Annotated in this window: 3 protein-coding genes and 1 pseudogene; all 4 read right to left on the bottom strand. The window is 73.8% G+C overall.

Translation table 11 applies throughout. From position 1 onward, the window contains the following. The coding region (locus ACWGI8_RS21520) for a MarR family transcriptional regulator (protein WP_453663064.1) at positions 1 to 307 on the bottom strand (307 nt) is incomplete at its 3' end. Continuing rightward, complete coding sequence (gene xylB / locus ACWGI8_RS21515) at positions 304 to 1,749, bottom strand: xylulokinase (RefSeq protein WP_453663063.1); 1,446 nt, start codon at positions 1,747 to 1,749, stop codon at positions 304 to 306. The genes ACWGI8_RS21520 and xylB, both read right to left, overlap by 4 nt. Positions 1,750 to 1,845: 96 nt before the next feature. Continuing rightward, the gene (locus ACWGI8_RS21510) at positions 1,846 to 2,028 is read right to left on the bottom strand and encodes a hypothetical protein (protein WP_453663062.1); all 183 of its coding nucleotides are present in this window, start codon (positions 2,026 to 2,028) and stop codon (positions 1,846 to 1,848) included. Beyond that, a pseudogene (locus ACWGI8_RS21505) lies at positions 2,025 to 2,248 on the bottom strand (GPP34 family phosphoprotein); the annotation flags it as partial. The pseudogene ACWGI8_RS21505 and the gene ACWGI8_RS21510, both read right to left, overlap by 4 nt.

The following is a 2,248-nucleotide window of genomic DNA, read 5'->3' as shown; positions in this document are numbered from 1 at the left end:
GGTCGACGCCGACCTCCGCGCCGATGCCGACAGGTCCACGGTCGCTGAGCGTGAGCGCGCTGCCGGGCCGGCCGACGCTGCCGGACTGCGCGCGACCGAGCTCCACCAGCAGCCCGGCGCGGGTCAGTTCGTCCACGAGGGAGGAGACCGCGGCCCTCGTCAGCCCGATCCGTACGGCGACGTCCGCACGCGACAGCGGGCCCTCGGCGGCCACGGCGTGCAGCACGAGGGACAGATTGCGGCGGCGGATTCCCTGCTGGGTGTTGGGCAGTACCACGGAAGCGTCGGCGGCAGGTGGTGGGGTCAAGGCCGGTGCTCCTTGCGCAGCAGTACGTCGCCGTCGGCGAGGACGGAGCCGATACGGTCCAGCGCGGCCCGGTCCACCGGGACCGGATCGTACGACGGACCGCCCGCGGTGCCCCAGCGCCTGGCGACGTCCCGGGGGTCCTCGCCGGTGAGCACCCCGGCGGCCTGCGCGGCGGCGCCGAGGGCGACGAGTTCGCGGGCGTCCGGCACCTGCACCGCCCTGCCCGACAGCCGGCGGACCGTCTCGCGCCACGCGGTGCCCCGCGCGCCGCCGCCGATCAGCAGCAGCGGAGCGCCCTGGCCGGCGTCCTGCGGCAGCACCTTTCCGAGCGCCGCCAGTAGTGCGTACACGGCTCCGTCGTACGCCGCCTGCAGCAGCCCGCCCGGCGTCGTGTCGTGCCGCAGTCCGTACAACAGCCCTGATGCATAGGGCAGTTGGGGCGTGCGCTCCCCGTCGAGGAACGGCAGCAGCACCTCCCGGCCACCCGGCTCCACCGCCTCGCGGTCCCGGCCCAGCAGCGCGGCGACCCGGTCGACCGCCTGGGTGCAGTTCAGCGTGCAGGCCAGCGGAAGCCAGCCGCCGCGGGCATCGGCGAAACCGGCCACGGTCCCGGTCGGATCGGCCGACGGATGAGCGGACGTCGTGTACACCGTGCCCGACGTGCCCAGGCTCAGCACCGGCTGCCCGGCGGCGAGACCGAGCCCGAGCGCGGCTGCCGCGTTGTCCCCGGTGCCGGGCGCCACCAGAGCGCCCGCGGGAAGCGGCAGACCAGGCAGATCCCGGACCGTCCCCGCCGCCTCGAACGGGTCCACGACCTCCGGCAGCAGCGTGGGGGAGAGGCCCGCGAGGGAGAGGATCTCGACGTCGTACGCCCTCGTCGCGGGCGTCCACCAGCCCGTGCCCGAGGCGTCTGCGCGGTCCGTGACGGCCCGTCCCGTGAGCCGCTCGGTGAGAAAGTCGTGCGGGAGCCGCACTGCGCGGGCGGCAGCGGCGGCCTCCGGTTCGTGCTCGCGCAGCCACGCCCACTTGGTGACGGTGAACGCGGGACCGGGAACACTGCCGGTCCGTTCCGCCCATGCCTTCGGGCCCCCGAGGCGCTCGATCAGCCACTCGCTCTGCGCCGCGGACCGAACGTCGTTCCACAGCATCGCCGGACGCACCGGCCGGCCCCGCGCGTCCAGCGTGACCAGACCGTGCTGCTGCCCCGCGACGGACACCGCTGCGGCACGAAGCGCCGGTGCGCCGCACTGGGTGAGCGCCTCCCCGAGCGCGCGCCACCACTCCTCCGGGTCGCTTTCCCGCGCCCCGCCCTCGCCCGTGACGGTGTGCGGGGCCTGGCCGCTCGCCACCACCCGGCCCGTGGCGACATCGACGACCAGCGCCTTCGTCGACTGGGTGGAGCTGTCGACGCCGACGACGAGCGGCCCTTCGGGTACAGCCATCGGAGATCTCCGTTCCGTGTCTTCCCTGAGCTGCCCCGGATACTAATTTGTTAAGGGCCATGACGAAATACGTGCGGGGGAGGAAGAAGAGAACGTTCAGGTGCTTACCGGCCGACGGCCGAGGCCGGTGCCCGGTGACTTGGCGGGAAGGGCCTCGCTGAGCCACTGCTGCCGGACGAACTGCGCGACCGGCGGACGGTGCCGCACACCGAGGGTGATACGCCGGGCGCCCGTCATCGCGGCGGCGGCGACCATCGTCACCGCCCGCGCCGTCGTCATTCGCCTCGCCAGATGTTGTCGAAGGCAGCGTCGTGGATGTCTCGCCGTTGCCGTTCGGCCGCCAGTTCCGTCACCGCGTCATTGACGGCGGCGAGCACCGTCGCCACCGCGTCGTCGGCCACGCCCGGCGAGTCTCCGGTTGCCTCGGCTTCCTGGGCTTCCCCGGCTTCTACGGGTTCCCTGCCACTGATCCCGGCTGCCGCTGCCAGGACGGCAAGGA

It is taken from the genome of Streptomyces sp. NPDC054841 (assembly GCF_053611045.1).
Note: the sequence above shows the minus strand (reverse complement) of the source record. Positions and strands in the feature narration are given on the sequence as shown.